Source organism: Porphyromonas loveana (genome assembly GCF_003096695.1).
Taxonomy (GTDB): Bacteria; Bacteroidota; Bacteroidia; order Bacteroidales; family Porphyromonadaceae; genus Porphyromonas; species Porphyromonas loveana.
Genome location: NZ_QEKY01000010.1, coordinates 41,679 through 56,882 on the forward strand (window position 1 = coordinate 41,679; position 15,204 = coordinate 56,882).

The following is a 15,204-nucleotide window of genomic DNA, read 5'->3' on the forward strand; positions in this document are numbered from 1 at the left end:
TTTTGTTTGAATGGATTAGTCGATATTCTTGAGGTCTCCCAAAGTATACTTCTGGGTCATGTTCTCCATCATCCAATCGTTGGATGCAGCCGGGCTCATCTTCCATCCTGTGTTACAAGTGGATACGATCTCTACAACAGAAGTACCCTTTCTGTTCATGGAGTTCTCGAAAGCCTTCTGGATCATCTTCTTGGTCTTACGAACGGCTGCTGCGTTGTGTACAGTCTGACGTGTCACGAGACAAGTTCCATCGAGTAGAGCCAACAAATCGGCGATTTTCAAGGGATAACCGTTCAATTCCACATTTCTTCCTTGAGGACAAGTAGCCGTAGCCATACCTTCAAGCGTAGTAGGAGCCATCTGACCTCCTGTCATACCGTAGATGCCATTGTTGATGAAGATGATAGCGATGTTCTCGCCGCGGTTAGCCGCGTGAATCGTCTCAGCAGTACCGATGGCAGCCAAGTCACCATCACCTTGGTAGGTAAATACGAGCTTAGAGGGGTTCAGACGTTTTACTGCAGTGGCCAGAGCAGGTGCACGACCGTGTGCAGCTTCTTGCCAGTCAATGTCGAGATAGCGGTATGCGAATACTGAGCATCCTACGGGAGCAATACCGATGGCTTCTTCAGTCAAGCCCATTTCTTCAATTACTTCGGCAATGAGTTTGTGTACAACACCGTGGCTACAACCCGGACAGTAGTGCATGTCCGTATCGTTCATCAGGTTCGGCTTAGCGTAAACCAGATTCTCCGGTTTGATAATATCGTTGATTTCCATTGTGATAACTGTATTATTAGCGTTTGAAAGATCTCATGAAATAACTGGCTAACCTGACACCTATTGCCAAAAATCCGGGTACTAAGTACAGCCACCTCTGTTCTGTCTGCTTAAACAGCAGGAAGAAAACCAAAGTGAGTACCAGTAGGATATAAAAGGCTACGGTCAGTATGCCGTTGACTTTCTTGATATTCATCCTCTGACTATATTCTCTACTTATTGATTACTTTCTCTTTGAGTGCTTGTAGAACCTCATCCGGAGAGAAGAGCATACCACCCATACGGCCATAATGCTCTACAGGAACTTTGCCATTAACAGCGAGACGTACGTCTTCTACCATCTGACCGGCATTCAATTCAGCAACGAGGAATCCCTTAGCACGTTCGGCCAACTTGGCGATCTCTTTCGTCGGGAAAGGCCACAGAGTGATCGGGCGGAGAATACCTACTTTGATTCCTTCGGCACGAGCAAGCTGTACAGTCTTGTTACAGATACGTGCCGATGAACCGAATGCTACGAGGATGTAGTCAGCATCATCTGTCATGTATTCAGAGAAACGTACTTCGTTCGCTTCGATTTCGGCATACTTCTTCTGGAAACGGAGGTTGTTCTGTTCCATAACAGCCGAGTCGAGCTCAAGAGATGTGATAATATTCGGTTTGCGACCACCCTTACGGCCGAGTGTAGCCCAAGGACATTGTTCGCGGATTTCGTCTTCTGTACGACGCTTTTTGAAAGGAGGTAATACCACTTTTTCCATCATCTGACCGATGATACCGTCAGAGAGGATGAGTGCTGGGTTGCGATACTTGAAAGCAAGCTCCAAGCCCAAACCTACGTGGTCCACCATTTCTTGTACAGAGTTGGGTGCCAATGTGATTAGACGATAGTCACCGTGACCACCACCTTTTACTGACTGGAAGTAGTCGGCTTGTCCTGGTTGGATTGTACCCAGACCAGGGCCACCACGCATTACGTTTACGATCAAACAAGGAAGTTCTGCACCGGCGCAATAGCTCACACCTTCTTGCTTGAGACTCATACCAGGGCTGGAAGAAGAGGTCATAACCATCTTACCACAGCTGGCACCGCCGTATACCATGTTGATGGCAGCGACTTCGCTCTCTGCTTGCAAAACAACCATACCGGTCGTGTCCCATGGATGCTCTTCCATGAGCGTTTCCATTACTTCAGACTGAGGAGTGATAGGATAACCAAAGTATCCGTCCACGCCATTACGTATTGCCGAGTGTGCAAGGGCTTCATTGCCCTTCATCAGCCTTATTTCTTCTGACATATTTTCTTCTCTGTTTTTTATTACAACTTCACTTTGTAAACGGTGATACATCCATCGGGACATACCATAGCACAACTTGTGCATCCGATGCAGTTCTCAGGCTCTTTCATATAAGAGTAATGATAGCCTTTGTCATTGACTTCATTTGGGTGTAGCTCCAGTGTCTTTGTCGGACATGCCACTACACATAGATTGCAACCTTTGCAACGCTGGGTATTAACGACCACAGCTCCTCTGATTTTTGCCATTATAGTTATCTTTTAAATAAGGACTTGGGATACCTAAAAGTGAGTAATCTTAGCGCCCCAAAGATAGGCATTCTTTCCCTTTTATACCTATAAAATCCTGTTTTTGAGACTCAATATATTCTTTTCGGGATGAAAAATGCTTTATAGCATGTTTTGATGTCGGCGACGGGTATGAGGTTTCTGAATGAGGTCACTCGTCCCATGACGTGTCATATAGTTCTTACTGAATCAGGGCAGCACAGTGCGGTCGCCGAGGCGACGTGCCAACTCACTTTTCAGTTCGTTCATGTCACGCAATTCGTTCATGATCTCCAATTGCAATTCGATCTCTCCGGATCGCTCTGCTTGTACAAGTTCCTGCTTTAGCTTATGTAGCTGCGTTTGTACAAAGGCATTCTTCACCGTGAGGAGTTCACGTTCGACACGCATTTGTAGCTCCTCGTCTGAGTATTTGTCTTTGCCTCTTTTGTCCGTGTTTTGCCCTTCTTTGGGGTCATTGCTCTCGCTTCTGCGGTATATGTTGCTGAGTGTGTAATGATCCGTAAGCAACTCGTGAGCGATATGGCTTACGTGCATATCGGGATGGTTGCTGAAATACTTCGTTGCCGTGAAATCACCGGAAGCCGATTGTTCTGCAGCTTCATTAAGCATCTGCTTGAATATATCCGAGCCGATATCCACACCATCCGCACTCAGATCAGCCTTTACATAGTAAGCCAGTGCAACGGTAGAATGTGGCGTTTCTGTTTCGCTTCCTGCAGGATGATGCGTGGCGAGTTTTCTTTCTCCATACGTGACGATGAGGCGGAGTAGTTCTTCTTCATATATGGTTGGGTAGCTCAGTTGTCGAGGTTGAGACGTCGGAGTCTCTACTTCAACCATCCTGTCTCCCGTTTCCCCTGTGGCAGACTGCGGCAGATTAACAGGTGTCGTGTCAGGGGTAGGAGTAGTCACCGATGGCGGTGCAGTCGGAACTGACGAATAGCTCGTCCCTCTGAGCCGCATCTTCTGCACTTCGCGAGCCAGCAACTGCTCATCCATGCTCAGCGTTTGGCATGTCTCTTGGACGTAAACGCGACGTGTGATGTCGTCGGGAATGAGTGCGATGCTGCCGATAATGTCCGTGATGAGCTGTGCTCTTCGGATGGGGTCGCGCATCATGTCTTCGAGGAAGAGTTGGGTTTTGAAACGGATAAAATCCGTTTCATGCTTCTCAATATACTCCTCGAACTCCGCTGCCGTATGATTACGGGCAAAGCTGTCGGGATCCTCTCCGTCGGGCAGGAGAACCACTTTGACGTGCAAGCCTTGCTCCAGTAGCAGATTGATACCGCGCAAAGCGGCTTTTATCCCCGCAGCATCACCGTCATAGAGGACCGTGATATTGGAGGTAAAGCGATGGATCTGATTGATTTGCTGGAGGGTGAGCGCAGTCCCCGATGATGAAACCACGTTCTCGATGCCGGACTGATGCATCGAGATCACATCCGTATAGCCCTCGACCAGAAAACATTTGTCCTTGCGGGCAATCTCCTTTTTGGCCAGGAAGAGGCCGTACAGCTCGCGACTTTTCGAGTAGATGATGCTTTCGGGAGAATTCACGTACTTGGCCACCTTGTCCTTCTTGGCCATGATTCTCCCGCCGAAACCTACCACCTTGCCGCTGACTGTCTGTATTGGAAAGATAACTCTGCCGCGGAAGCGATCGTGTAGTCCCTTGCTGTCTTCGTATTGGAGGGACAGCCCTGTGCCAACGAGGTACTCAGTCTTGAATCCCTTGCGCAGAGCTTCATCGCTGAGAGCCGACCGTTCTTCGGGAGCGTATCCCAATTGGAACTTCTGCATCGTCTCAGGGCGAATGCCTCGGTGGCGGAAGTAGCTCAACGCGACAGTCTGTCCCTCAATAGTATTGTGAAGACTGTTCTTGAAAAACTCGTTGGCAAATTCGTTGAGAATGAACATACTCTCACGATCGCTCTTCAGCTTTTTCTCTTCGTCGGACAGCTCCCGTTCTTGTATTTCGATCCCGTACTTCCGAGCCAGATGCCGTAGTGCATCGCCATAGCTCAGCTGCTCGATCTTCATAATGAAGTGCACGGGCGAACCACCCTCACCACAAGAGAAGCATTTGCAGAGGTTTTTGGACGGAGATACAGAGAAAGACGGATTGCGGTCGCTGTGGAAAGGGCATAGACCGAGGTAGTTCACGCCGCGCTTGCGGAGCGAAACATAGTCGCTTACGACCTCTTCTATTTTGGCAGCGTCGAGTATTCGCTCCCGAGTCAGATCGTCGATCATCCCTTTCTTTTCCGAGTGTCCTATATTATATATGGTGTACGGTTCATGCCATCCTCGTCGAGCGTAGGAAGGCGATGGCCTTGTCCATATCCTCCGGCGTGTCGATGCCGATGGTGCTCTGCTTCGTGTGCAGAACGCGGATGCGATAGCCGTGCTCCAGCCAACGGAGTTGCTCAAGGCTTTCGGCTCGCTCTGCAGCACTTTGCGGCAGATCCGTTATCTCTCTGAGCACCGACGGACGGAAAGCATATATGCCGATATGCTTATAATAGGTGTGCAGCCTGCACCAAGTGTCCGGCTCTTCTCCTCTGAAATATGGGATAACCGAACGGCTGAAGTAGAGCGCATAGCCCTGATGGTCCGTAACGATTTTCGGGCTGTTGGGGTTGTTCAGTTTCTGGTAGTCGGTATCCGGTGCGAAAACTTCGGCCAGCGTGGCTATATCCGTCTCAGGTTTGTCGAATGCCGAGATAAGCAAGCCGATCTGCTCTGCTTGGATGAATGGTTCGTCGCCTTGGAGATTCAAGATGATTGTCTCACCTCTGCCGATTTTGTCGAATGCCTCACGACAGCGCTCGGTTCCGCTGCTGCAGAGAGGGGAGGTCATCACCACTTCGCCGCCGAAGGCCTCCACTGCTTTGCGGATACGGTCGTCGTCGGTAGCAACTACTGCTCTTCCCACTACACCCGCCACGCGCTCATACACGCGCTGTATCATAGGCTTGCCGAGCATGTCGGCCAACGGTTTGCCAGGGAAGCGAGTCGATGCGTATCGTGCCGGAATGATGGCTATGGTTTGGTCGTTCATCCTTCTTTTACAAAGCGGAGGTATGCTTCACAATTGGCAGGCAGCAGCTCTACCAACTTGGGGCTGTACGAATCGTAGCAGGCGTGGTAACCCGTGAAGTGTGAGCGCAGGAATGCCGCCACACCGTCGAATACATTGAGGTAGTTGCGCAGGGAGTGGCACTGTTGTCCTCCTTCGACGAAGGCCGTCTCAGGCGAACCACAGGACACGGCGGCACATAGTTCTTTGCCTTCCATCTTGTCGCCGCCGGCTCCGTATGCCCATCCCTCGGTGAAGACCTCGTCCATCCACTTCTTCAGCAGATAGGGGGCAGCATACCAGTAGAGTGGGAATTGGAAGATGATGCGGTCGTGCGCTTCCAGCAGAGCCTGCTCATGTGCCACGTCGATGCGTCCGTCGGGATATTGTCCATAGAGATTGTGGATGGTGGCGGCACCTTCGACGGCTTTCGTCCAAGCCTTGTTGATGACGGAGTGGTCCAGATCGGGGTGGACTACTATTACCAGAGTCTTTTTCATTACAGAATGCGTATTTGCTTGTAGCGGAACCTGCTAATAAGAGGATCCGCAGATATGTATTTGGAACGGTTTCATGCAGTTTGCAACAAGGTTGGCGAAGTGATTGATCGCTGCACGAGTCGAACCACATTTTTGGAACTTCAAAGAAACGATTTATACGCCAAAAAAGCAAGGTTTATCCCTGTCCGATGCAGCTTGTTTGTGCGGTAGGTGTCGGGCATTGAGGCGGTTTTTTGTAGTTTTGCGCGCCGATATATAGGAAAAAGGAATGTTTCAGGTCAAAGATACAATCGTGAGCCCCGATCTTTTCGATCGGATGTTCGTCTGTGATTATGCCGCTTGTCAGGGTATATGCTGCGTAGAGGGCGAGAGCGGTGCCCCGTTGGAGAAAGGCGAGTCGGATCGGTTGCGCAAGCATCTGGACGCAGTGCGCCCCATGCTTTCTCCCGAAGCTCTGGCCGTGATAGAGCGGCAGGGCGTGAGCTATGTGGACGAGGATGGCGATGAGGTGACGAGTATCGTCGATGGACGGGACTGTGTCTTCACCACTTATGACGAGGAGGGCAATTGCCTCTGCGCTTTCGAGCGCGCCTATCGTGCCGGAGAGATCGATTTCCTCAAACCGATCAGCTGCCATCTCTATCCTGTCAGACTCACCCGCTATAGCGGCTTTACTGCTGTCAACTACCATCGGTGGGAAGTGTGTCGGTGTGCCGAGGCTCTTGGTAAGCAGACGCGTACTCCGCTCTATCGCTTCCTGCGCGAGCCGCTGATACGTGCTTTCGGAGAAGAATGGTATCAAGAAGTGAAAGAGATAGCTGCTCTTCTGGAGAAAGAGTCGCCCCGAGAATAAGGCTATTCAAGACCGAAACGATCAAGGCCGTATGCAACATGTTGCATACGGCCTTGATCGTTTATCTCCCACTGAGGGAGGATCGCTGTAGCTTATTACTCTGCCGATGCAGACTGTTCGCTCATCAGCTTGTTAAATTCGTCGGGAGTCATCGTCTTGGCTTCGATGTCGAGCTGTTCCTTGAGGGCAGCAGCGAGCTTGTTCTCCGTCACGCGGTCGAAGAAGTTGCGACGAGAGTCTTCCTTCTCCATTAGCGTATTGGCATAGCGCTCCAGTGCATCCTGAGGCACGGCAGTCATACCGTACTGAGCAAACTGGTTCTTGGCTACGACGATGGCGAAGTTCTTCACGTCATCGGCCGTCACTTCGATGTTGTTCTTCTTCACGAGGTCTTCTTTGATCACGTGGAAGGTCAGATCCTTGATCATCGGAGCGTACTGCTCTTCCAGTTGCTCGTCAGTCCACTCGGTGTGCGTGCTTTTGAGCCAACGCTTCAGCAGTGCGTCGGGGAACTGGAGGGCTCCCACTCGAGCTTCGAGCTCCTTGCGCAGATCCAAGAGGAACTTGTAGTCGCTCTCGGCCGTGAACTGCTCGCGAATGCCCTCGGTCACTTTGCCGCGGAGGTCTTCCTCGTTCTTGATGTCCGTGTCGGGACCGAAAGCAGTGGTGAAGAACTCTTCGTTCAGCTCAGCTTTCTCATGACGTGAGATGCTGGTGATTTCGAAAGAGAAGTCGCCCGTATAGCTGCCGATGGCAGACTTGTCCACCTTGAGCAGGGAGGAGAGTTCGTACTCATTATTATTGTATGCCTTCGAGGGGTTGAAGACGATGACGCTATTCTTGGCGGCACCTACGAATTTCTTCTTCTCATCCTCGTCCTTCATATAAGCGGGGAGTATCATGGCATCCTCTACGCAGACGCCGCCTTCCTTGGCTTCGCCCTTCTCCAGCTCGCAGAGGCGTCCCTTCACTACGTCGTTGCTTTCCACTGCATCGGCTTCTACCGAGTGGCCGTAGCTTGAGCGCATGGACTCGATCTGCTGATCGATCATTTCCTTCGTGGGCTCTATCGTATAATAAGGTATGCGGATGCTCTTGTCGGCTACTACGTCCACTGCAGGTGTGAGTGCCAGATCGAATACAAATTCGAAGTCGTCCGTCGTGTCGAAGTCATAGTCCTTCTGCAATTCCTCATTAGGCATTGGCTCGCCCAGTACGTTGAGCTTGTTGTCTGCTATATAGCGATACAGCTCACGTCCTACGGCGCGGTTGATTTCCTCTGCTTTGACACCCTTGCCATACATCTTCCGGATCATGCCCATCGGCACCATTCCCTTACGGAAGCCCGGCACGTTGGCGTTCTGACGATAGTTGCGGAGTGCTTTTTCCACTTCGTTTGCGTAGTCAGCTTTCTCTATTGCCACAGTGGCAATGGCACTGACGGGATCCGTATTCTTGATTGATACGTTCATTGTCTTCTTTGATTATCGATTGGAGTTATTTTGTCTTTTCGGCTTGAAAATATACCGCAAAATGTGCGCCAAAAGTAGTCCAATTCTTCGAAAACAGCAAACCTTTTGCGCGGCCGAATCGCTCTCGGAAGATTTCTGTTCCATACCGTCGGGAAAGCGGAGGGTGGGACTGCTTCGATTCGGATGCCGCATGCGAGGGGGCTTGGCTAAGTGTCGGAGGGAGGGCGATTTCTGATGCATTTCTCCCAATACGTGCCGAAAAACGGCCGAAATACGCCCCATAATCACGCGAAAACTTGCGCCGTTTTCTTTTTGATTTGGCGCCATTTTCTGAGAGAATATGCGCCATTTTGAGAAAAAAATGGCGCGACTTTGCGATGCGATTCGGCGCCATAATCGTTTGCTTTCATGCGCCAAAAAATGAGAGAGTGTCCCAAGAGGGGGCTACAGATGCTCCTTTCTCCCTACATTTGTATGGTAAGTAGAACGCTCATCAATAGATATTCTAACCATGTACTTCCGTGATGTCGCCGGCTTGGACGAGCTGAAGACCTTCCTCAGACGCACCGCACAGACCGGTGAGGTAGCCCATGCGCAACTATTCTCCGGAGCGGAGGGAGGCGGGGCTTTCCCGCTGGCACTTGCCTATGCACGCTATCTCAACTGTCAGTCCCCATCCCAAGAGGATGCTTGCGGCCGTTGCCCTTCCTGTCTCAAGTACGATGCGCTGGCACATCCCGACCTCTTTTTTATCTTTCCCGTAGTCAAGGCGTCGGCTTCTCCCACACCGAGCGACGACTTCGTGGGGCAGTGGCGGGAGATGCTGGCCGAGGAGCCTTACTTCGTGCCGGCCGATTGGCTCGAATACTTGCAGGCGGGCAACAGCCAACCTGTCATCTATACCAAGGAAGCCGATGCCATCGAGCAGAAGTTGAGCTTCAGGAATTACGAAGCAGCCTACCGTGTCGTCCTCATCTGGCAGCCCGAACTGATGCACGAGAGTGCAGCCAATAAGCTGCTCAAGCTCATAGAGGAACCGCCCCGTCGCACGCTTTTCTTCCTCGTGAGCAGTATGCCGGACAAGGTGTTGGGTACGATACAGAGTCGCGTGCAGCAGATCCGCGTGCCGCCGCTCCGCGAGGCGGAGGTGGCGGCAGCCTTAAGCCGCAACGGCATCACGACGGATGTCGAGCGGATAGCACACTTGGCCGAGGGCAACTATCGCAGAGCCGTGGATATGTGTCGCGGAGAGTGGGCCGACAGGGAGTACCTCGTCCTCCTCGGACGCATGATGGACGCCATCCTCAAGGGCGATCCCGCTGTGATGCGTCCCGTGTCGGACGAACTGGCACAGCTCGGGCGCGTCTCTCAGATCGGATTCCTGACGTACTGCCTGCGCATTTTCCGCGAGCTATATATAAGTAGAGTGGGGATAGCCGAGCTGAACTATCTCTCCCCCGAGGAGGAAGGGCTCGTGCGTATGCTCGGTGGCGGTATCACGGGACAGAACGTGCGTCCGCTGATGGAGGAGGTGGAGCTGGCCATCCGCCACATCCGTCAGAACGGGAATGGCCGTATGATTTTCTTCGACTTGCTCCTCCGCCTCACTGCGGGTATGGCACCGGCTCTGCGTGCCAAGGGGCTGAAGTGACAAAAAGCGAGGACGGAGTCCTGCTTTTTTGACACTTTTGTCACTCAGCTGTTGATTTATTCGGATATTCTTTCTACATTGCGGGCAAGGATATCTCGCACCGCTTCTCGGGGTCGGTACAGCCCCGAGAAGCGGCGATTTTAGTCCGAAATGTTTCAAACACTAATAACAACAGTTTTCACCATGAAAGTGTACAAGACAAATGAGGTGAAGAACATCTCTATTTTGGGTAGCTCCGGCTCCGGAAAAACCACCCTTGCAGAAGCGATGCTCTACGAGGGTGGAGTGATAAAACGCAGAGGCAGTGTCGAAGCCGGCAATACGGTCAGCGACTACTTCCCCGTAGAAAAGGAGTATGGCTACTCCGTGTTCTCGACGGTTTTCTCTGTCGAATGGCAGGATAGAAAACTGAATTTTATAGATTGCCCGGGATCGGATGACTTCATTGGAGGTACGGTCTCGGCTCTTAACGTTACAGACTGTGCCCTCGTCGTAGTGAATGCGCAGTACGGCGTGGAGGTAGGGCTTATCAATCAGTTCCGCTATGTGGAGAAATTGCAGAAGCCCGCTATTTTCATCATCAATCAGCTGGATCATGACAAGGCAGACTTCGAGTCGGCCGTAGCTCAACTCAAGGAGCGCTACGGCGCCAAGGTGGTGCCCGTACAGTACCCCGTCAATGTGGGTGCGGGCTTCAATGCCGTGGTCGATGTACTGAAGATGAAGATGTATCGCTGGAAGCCTGAGGGCGGAGTGCCCGACGTGCTGGATATTCCGGCCGAAGAAGAGGCGAAAGCGAAAGAGATGCACCAAGCTCTGGTGGAGGCTGCGGCCGAAAATGATGAGAGCTTGATGGAGAAGTTCTTCGATCAGGGAAGTCTCTCTGAAGAAGAGATGCGCGAGGGTATTCGTGCCGGACTTATCGCTCAGGGTATGTACCCTGTGTTCTGCGTGAGTGCAGGCAAGGACATGTGCGTGCGTCGTACGCTTGAGTTCCTCGGCAACGTGGTGCCATGCGTGGACAAGATGCCTGCTCCGGTGGATATAAGTGGTACGGAAGTGAAGCCCGATGCATCGGCTCCCGTGAGCATCCATTTCTTTAAGACAACAATAGAACCACATATCGGCGAAGTATCCTACTTCAAGGTGATGAGCGGTACGCTCGTGGAAGGCGTAGATCTTCTCAATGCAGACAGAGGGTCGAAGGAGCGCATCAGCCAGCTCTTCGTGCCTGCAGGTCAGCAGCGCATCAAGGTGGAGCAGTTACTCGCCGGCGACATAGGTGCCACGGTGAAGCTGAAGGAAGTGCGCCGCGGCAATACGCTCAACGATAAGGGCGTGGAGCATCGCTTCGATCTGGTCAAATTCCCCGAGCCCAAGTATCGTCGTGCCATCCGTGCGACTAACGAAGCCGATACGGAGAAGATGAATGTGGCACTGAACGAGATGCGCGAGGAGGATCCCACCTGGATCATCGAGCAGAGCAAGGAGTTGCGTCAGACGATCGTGAGCGGACAGGGCGAATTCCACCTGCGTACGCTCAAATGGCGTTTGGAACACAACGAAAAGATCGAAATCGAATACATCGAGCCGCGCATTCCTTATCGCGAGACGATCACCAAGGCTGCACGAGCCGACTATCGCCACAAGAAACAGTCGGGTGGTGCCGGACAGTTCGGTGAAGTGCATTTGATCATCGAGCCTTATAGTGACGACAAGCCGCTGCCTGAGTTCTTCAAGTTCGGCAGTCAGGAATACCGCATTACGCCGCGTGATACGCAGGTCGTTGAGCTGGATTGGGGCGGTAAGCTCGTATTTGTCAATAGTGTAGTCGGCGGAGCCATCGACACGCGCTTCATGCCTGCTATCCTCAAGGGGATTATGTCGCGTATGGAGCAGGGACCGCTCACCGGTTCGTATGCTCGCGATGTGCGCGTTATCGTCTATGACGGCAAGATGCACCCCGTGGACAGTAACGAAGTGTCGTTCATGCTGGCGGGTAGAAATGCCTTCAGCACGGCCTTCAAGGAGGCCGGCCCGAAAATTCTGGAGCCGGTGTACGATGTGGAAGTATCTGTCCCCGCCGATTACTTGGGCGATGTGATGAGCGATATGCAGGGACGTCGTGCCATTATCATGGGTATGAATAGTCTCAAAGGTTACGAGCAGCTCTTGGCGAAAGTGCCGCTGAAGGAGCTTTCTAACTATTCGACTTCGCTCAGTTCCATCACGGGCGGTCGTGCTTCTTTCACAATGAAGTTTGCTTCTTACGAGTTGGTTCCTGCCGACGTACAGGATCGCTTGCTGAAGGAATACGAAGAACAATCCAAGGACGAGGCTTAATTTGCCCCTTCCTCTTTAACCCAAAGCACGAGGCTGCGCCATTACTGGCGCGGCCTCATTCGTTTATATTTAACAGCATATTGTAAGGGATAGATTCTGCCCATGCAGTATTATTTCGGGATGGCGTTGTAACAATCGGGTCTTTTTTGCATCTTCATAATAGAGGCAGGCAGCAATGAGGGTTCTGCTTCTGTTTGGTTCAATAGAGTAATCGGAACGTGGATACTAAGGCTTTCAAGGCAGTTTTTCTGCCGCTCTCTCCTACTGTTCGTGCCGTTTGCCGGGTCTTCCTGAAGAATGGGGCGGAGGTGGACGATGCGGTGCAGGAGGTTTACCTGCGACTGTGGGAGGCTCGGATGCGGCTGGATGAGCTGGCCGATCCACGGGCGTATGCCATCGGGACTGCGCGCAACTACTGCCTGGGGCTGCTGCGTGCTGCCAAGTGCAGGCCTCAGCCGGTGCCATTGGAGGCGGAGGACATCGGGCTGTTGTCGGATGTGCAGGGGGCTGACGGGGAGATGCGTCTCTCGGAGCAAATCGGGAGACTGCGTAGGTGGTTGGACGGAGTGGCCGAGCTGCATCGGGCGGTGTTCACGATGAGCCATTTCGGTCGGTATTCTAATGGTGAGATAGCGGAACGATTGGGTTTGACAGAGGGCAATGTGCGGGTGATACTGAGTCGTCTGCGAAAAGAAGCAAAGGAGGTAATCGGTCATGAAGCATGAAGATAGAGAGAGAATCGGTCTACTGCTGGAGCGATTCTATGCGGGCAGTACTTCTCGGGAAGAGGAGTTGGAGCTGTATTGCAGGTTAGAGGAGCAGGACGATCCGTCGCCTTTCCGTGACGATCTGCTGCTTCTGAAGGCTCTGCTTGGTGTTGCAGAGTCGGAAGAGGAGGCCAGTGAGCGTATGGATGCGCGGCTTTCTGCCCTAATAGACGGACGTGAGGAGGCAGCGAGGCAGCACCGTAGTCGCTCGCTCTTCCTCCACAGGGGACACTATGGAGCTGTGGCTTGTGTGGCGGTGGCTCTGACTATGGGGGCCATGCTGTGGCTGCGCCCCGCGGGCGGAATGGTCTCGAATCGGAACGGCGTCCCCATGAGTGAGACGGAGGCAGCCGAAGAGACGGAGGAAGCGATGGAGTTGCTGGAGTCCTGTCTCAACTATGCAGCCGAAGAGACGGAGGGGGCGATGGAGATGCTCTATAGAAGTGTGGACGAAGCGTGGACGGAGCCTGCAATGAGGGAGGAATAAACTTTGAACTAACTAACATAAAGAAGAAACTATGAAGACAAGAATGATCGTGGCCCTGATCGTGGCGATATGTACGCTCTCGTCAGTGGCTGCCGAAGCACAGCGGATTAATATGGATGCGCTCAGACGGGAGAACGGGATAGAGTCCGTCTATCTGTCCAAATCGATGTTGAAGAATTCGTCGAAGTATCTCAAGAGGAAAACGGACTTGAGCATCAATAATTCAATGCTCAACGGGATGCATATCTTCTCCGCCGATCGACAGCAGACTGCGGCGGCGAATCTCTTGCGCAGGACCTTCTCTCCTATGTTGCAAGGGGCGTGGGGCAATTACGACGAGCTTATGTTCGTACGGAAGACGGAGGAGCAGATGGCTCTCTTCGCCGAACGATCCAAGAAGGATTTGTACAAGTCGCTCGTCCTCTACACCGAGGATGTTCGCGAGGTGCGAGCCGTTATTTTTGAGGGAGAGTTTACCCGTGACCAGCTGGATCAGATGATCAATTCCGGTGGTCGTTTGTACAGTTTGCCTCACAATGGGCGTTCCCTAAAGCTTTATAATTGGCAAGGCCCCAATGGGTCTCAACTGCATAAGGGGCAGCTCAACACCGAATGGGATCGGGCACGACAACAATTTGATCGAAACTTTGGTGCGTATAGGAAGGAATTGGAGTTGGCTCGCAAGGAAATGGATAAACTACGAGGAGCCGGACGTAATCAGTTGGCAAAGGACTATCAGAAATGGATCAAAGAGTATCAGCAGCATATCGCTCAGTTCCGGAAGGAATGGGATCGGGTACGACAACAATTTGAGAAGGATAGCAAGAAATATGAAAAGGAATTGGAGCGGGCTCGCAAGGAGATGAATGATGCTTCGGGCATTGATCGTAAACTAATGACCAGAGACGATCAGGCATTTCTTAAAGAATATCAGCAAAACTTGGCCGAACTCAATAAGGAGTGGAATCAAGTGCGACGCAAATTCGAGCAGGCCAATAAGGAATATAGGAAGGAATTGAAGGAAGTGCATCGAAAGAATGCGTCGCTCTTCAAATAACCATTGTTCTTTGCTGTAAAAAAGAAACAGCCTCGTTCCGGTAGCGGAGCGAGGCTGTTTGGCTATTGGTATGGGCTGTTTGCCCGGAGCGAGGATTACTTCCTTCTTAGGCCTGCCATCTTGAGAGCTGTGATGGCAGCTTCGGTGCCCTTATTGCCATGACGGCCGCCGGCACGCTCTTCGGCCTGGAGCATCGTCTCGGTTGTGAGTACGCCGAAGATGACGGGCACGAACCCATCCACATTGAGTTGGGTGATTCCTTGGCTCACTCCCTGGCAGATGTAGTCGAAGTGTGGCGTGTCGCCCCTTACGACGCAGCCGATGGCTATGACGGCATCGACCTCATGTTGTTCGCAAAGGTATGCGCTGGCATAAGTGAGCTCGAATGTGCCCGGTACGTGCTGCACGATGATATTCTCTTGAGTGACGCCGTGTTCGATCAAGGCCTCGAGTGCTCCTGCGAGCAGGGGCTCGGTGATATTGCGATTCCATTCCGCTACGGCAATGCCGATGCGATAGTCTTTACCGGAGGGTACGCTGTCGTAGTCGTAGTCCGACAGGTTGTGAAAAGCTGTTGCCATAGTTTCTTCTTAGTTCTGTATATGTGTTGTTTCAGAAAAAAGG

Annotated in this window: 15 protein-coding genes; 6 read left to right on the top strand and 9 right to left on the bottom strand. The window is 52.1% G+C overall.

Translation table 11 applies throughout. The features are described 5' to 3' along the window. Positions 1-15: 15 nt before the first annotated feature. The 6 genes from C7382_RS06825 to C7382_RS06855 all read right to left on the bottom strand — a co-directional run bounded on the left by C7382_RS06825 (position 16) and on the right by C7382_RS06855 (position 5,950). On the bottom strand, positions 16-780 hold the full coding sequence (locus C7382_RS06825; protein ID WP_116679545.1) for a thiamine pyrophosphate-dependent enzyme: 765 nt from the start codon (positions 778-780) through the stop codon (positions 16-18). A gap of 212 nt (positions 781-992) precedes the next feature. Next, entirely contained in the window at positions 993-2,078 is a 1,086-nt protein-coding gene (locus C7382_RS06835) for a 3-methyl-2-oxobutanoate dehydrogenase subunit VorB (protein WP_116679547.1), read from the bottom strand. Between the two features lie 20 nt (positions 2,079-2,098). Then, a complete protein-coding gene (locus tag C7382_RS06840; protein WP_116679548.1) occupies positions 2,099-2,326 on the bottom strand; it encodes a 4Fe-4S dicluster domain-containing protein in 228 nt (75 codons plus the stop codon). 228 nt (positions 2,327-2,554) lie between these two features. After that, positions 2,555-4,624, bottom strand: a complete 2,070-nt coding sequence (dnaG, locus tag C7382_RS06845) for a DNA primase (RefSeq protein ID WP_116679549.1) — start codon at positions 4,622-4,624, stop codon at positions 2,555-2,557. Between the two features lie 43 nt (positions 4,625-4,667). Then, positions 4,668-5,432, bottom strand: coding sequence for a 3-deoxy-manno-octulosonate cytidylyltransferase (gene kdsB, locus C7382_RS06850; protein ID WP_116679550.1), 765 nt, complete (start codon positions 5,430-5,432; stop codon positions 4,668-4,670). Further along, positions 5,429-5,950, bottom strand: coding sequence for an NAD(P)H-dependent oxidoreductase (locus C7382_RS06855; RefSeq protein WP_116679551.1), 522 nt, complete (start codon positions 5,948-5,950; stop codon positions 5,429-5,431). Before C7382_RS06855 ends, kdsB begins: the two co-directional genes overlap by 4 nt. A 268-nt stretch (positions 5,951-6,218) precedes the next feature. On the opposite strand from C7382_RS06855, the gene C7382_RS06860 reads away from it, so the two are divergent. Continuing rightward, positions 6,219-6,803: a DUF3109 family protein gene (locus tag C7382_RS06860; protein WP_116679552.1), complete on the top strand. Its 585-nt coding sequence runs from the start codon at positions 6,219-6,221 to the stop codon at positions 6,801-6,803. A 95-nt stretch (positions 6,804-6,898) separates the two neighbouring features. Here the strand turns inward: C7382_RS06860 and tig are convergent, their stop codons facing one another. After that, entirely contained in the window at positions 6,899-8,275 is a 1,377-nt protein-coding gene (gene tig, locus C7382_RS06865; protein ID WP_116679553.1) for a trigger factor, read from the bottom strand. 25 nt (positions 8,276-8,300) lie between these two features. Further along, positions 8,301-8,669, bottom strand: a complete 369-nt coding sequence (locus tag C7382_RS06870) for a hypothetical protein (protein ID WP_116679554.1) — start codon at positions 8,667-8,669, stop codon at positions 8,301-8,303. Between the two features lie 117 nt (positions 8,670-8,786). On the opposite strand from C7382_RS06870, the gene holB reads away from it, so the two are divergent. The 5 genes from holB (at position 8,787) to C7382_RS06895 (ending at position 14,580) form a co-directional block, all read left to right on the top strand. Beyond that, positions 8,787-9,926, top strand: coding sequence for a DNA polymerase III subunit delta' (holB, locus tag C7382_RS06875; RefSeq protein WP_116679555.1), 1,140 nt, complete (start codon positions 8,787-8,789; stop codon positions 9,924-9,926). 183 nt (positions 9,927-10,109) lie between these two features. Then, positions 10,110-12,269: an elongation factor G gene (locus C7382_RS06880; RefSeq protein WP_116679556.1), complete on the top strand. Its 2,160-nt coding sequence runs from the start codon at positions 10,110-10,112 to the stop codon at positions 12,267-12,269. Positions 12,270-12,487: 218 nt separating this feature from the next. Further along, entirely contained in the window at positions 12,488-12,994 is a 507-nt protein-coding gene (locus C7382_RS06885) for an RNA polymerase sigma factor (RefSeq protein ID WP_116679557.1), read from the top strand. After that, positions 12,984-13,523, top strand: coding sequence for a hypothetical protein (locus C7382_RS06890; RefSeq protein ID WP_116679558.1), 540 nt, complete (start codon positions 12,984-12,986; stop codon positions 13,521-13,523). Before C7382_RS06885 ends, C7382_RS06890 begins: the two co-directional genes overlap by 11 nt. 31 nt (positions 13,524-13,554) lie before the next feature. Continuing rightward, on the top strand, positions 13,555-14,580 hold the full coding sequence (locus C7382_RS06895; protein ID WP_116679559.1) for a DUF4252 domain-containing protein: 1,026 nt from the start codon (positions 13,555-13,557) through the stop codon (positions 14,578-14,580). A 95-nt stretch (positions 14,581-14,675) separates the two neighbouring features. On the opposite strand, the gene ribH is transcribed toward C7382_RS06895, so the two are convergent. Then, positions 14,676-15,161, bottom strand: a complete 486-nt coding sequence (gene ribH, locus C7382_RS06900) for a 6,7-dimethyl-8-ribityllumazine synthase (RefSeq protein WP_116679560.1) — start codon at positions 15,159-15,161, stop codon at positions 14,676-14,678. Positions 15,162-15,204: the final 43 nt, after the last annotated feature.

Bases quoted from the DNA above. Each gene is read 5' to 3' on its own strand.
- dnaG (WP_116679549.1), bottom strand. From the start codon at position 4,624: ATGATCGACGATCTGACTCGGGAGCGAATACTCGACGCTGCCAAAATA.
- C7382_RS06840 (WP_116679548.1), bottom strand. From the start codon at position 2,326: ATGGCAAAAATCAGAGGAGCTGTGGTCGTTAATACCCAGCGTTGCAAA.
- C7382_RS06860 (WP_116679552.1), top strand. From the start codon at position 6,219: ATGTTTCAGGTCAAAGATACAATCGTGAGCCCCGATCTTTTCGATCGG.
- ribH (WP_116679560.1), bottom strand. From the start codon at position 15,161: ATGGCAACAGCTTTTCACAACCTGTCGGACTACGACTACGACAGCGTA.
- C7382_RS06880 (WP_116679556.1), top strand. From the start codon at position 10,110: ATGAAAGTGTACAAGACAAATGAGGTGAAGAACATCTCTATTTTGGGT.
- holB (WP_116679555.1), top strand. From the start codon at position 8,787: ATGTACTTCCGTGATGTCGCCGGCTTGGACGAGCTGAAGACCTTCCTC.
- C7382_RS06870 (WP_116679554.1), bottom strand. From the start codon at position 8,669: ATGGCGCCGAATCGCATCGCAAAGTCGCGCCATTTTTTTCTCAAAATG.
- C7382_RS06895 (WP_116679559.1), top strand. From the start codon at position 13,555: ATGAAGACAAGAATGATCGTGGCCCTGATCGTGGCGATATGTACGCTC.
- C7382_RS06825 (WP_116679545.1), bottom strand. From the start codon at position 780: ATGGAAATCAACGATATTATCAAACCGGAGAATCTGGTTTACGCTAAG.
- C7382_RS06835 (WP_116679547.1), bottom strand. From the start codon at position 2,078: ATGTCAGAAGAAATAAGGCTGATGAAGGGCAATGAAGCCCTTGCACAC.
- tig (WP_116679553.1), bottom strand. From the start codon at position 8,275: ATGAACGTATCAATCAAGAATACGGATCCCGTCAGTGCCATTGCCACT.
- kdsB (WP_116679550.1), bottom strand. From the start codon at position 5,432: ATGAACGACCAAACCATAGCCATCATTCCGGCACGATACGCATCGACT.
- C7382_RS06890 (WP_116679558.1), top strand. From the start codon at position 12,984: ATGAAGCATGAAGATAGAGAGAGAATCGGTCTACTGCTGGAGCGATTC.
- C7382_RS06855 (WP_116679551.1), bottom strand. From the start codon at position 5,950: ATGAAAAAGACTCTGGTAATAGTAGTCCACCCCGATCTGGACCACTCC.